Origin of the sequence: Rhizobium sp. Rhizsp42 (genome assembly GCF_047304155.1) — a bacterium.
Lineage (GTDB): Bacteria > Pseudomonadota > Alphaproteobacteria > Rhizobiales > Rhizobiaceae > Rhizobium.
In genome coordinates this window covers 1-681 of record NZ_JBGLYS010000114.1, presented here as the reverse complement: position 1 = coordinate 681, position 681 = coordinate 1, and the positions used below count along the sequence as shown (strand labels likewise).

At 58.1% G+C, this 681-nt stretch carries 1 protein-coding gene; it reads left to right on the top strand.

Annotated elements, in window-relative coordinates:
* The coding region (locus ACCD05_RS31780) for an IS110 family transposase (RefSeq protein ID WP_413397652.1) at nucleotides 1-423 on the top strand (423 nt) is incomplete at its 5' end.
* Nucleotides 424-681: the final 258 nt, after the last annotated feature.

Sequence of the window (681 nt, the reverse complement as noted above, 5' to 3'; positions counted from 1 at the left end):
ATTCACACTTGGCATCGCGGGAACGAATTGAGCCGCCGCTTGGAGACGATCCCTGGAATCGGCCCGATTACTGCCAGTGCGATTGCCGCGACAGTTGCAGACGCGTCTCTCTTCAGATCCGGCCGACAATTGGCGGCGTGGATAGGCCTTGTACCACGGCAGAACTCATCGGGTGGCAAAGATCGTCTCGGGAGGATCAGCAAACAAGGTGATCCCTATCTCCGACGTCTTCTCGTCATTGGTGCGCACGCGGTCCTTCGCTTCAGTAAGAAGGGTAAAACGGCACCGACGCGTTGGGCGGCCGATCTTCTGGTGAAGAAGCCTTACAACGTCGTCGCCGTTGCTTTGGCAAACAAGATGGCGCGGATTGTGTGGGCACTGATGGCGACAGGCGGGCGCTTTGAGGGTACCGGCAGGCTCTGACAACCTGAGAGAATGCAGAAATTGGTGAGGTGCTGATGGTGTGATGGCGAACGGTCGAACCGGGATTGGAGAAACCCGATCAGTGGGTGCCGCTTGAAAGCGCGTTGACCTGTCTGGGATCCAATCAGCGGACTACATCAGGGCCAGCGGCATGAATAGGCCGCGATCAAAGGCCGAATACATGCCTGCACCCGACCAATCCGCCAGAAACGCCAAATTGCCCCTTGCCACGCGGAGGCCGTCCATACATGCCACTGA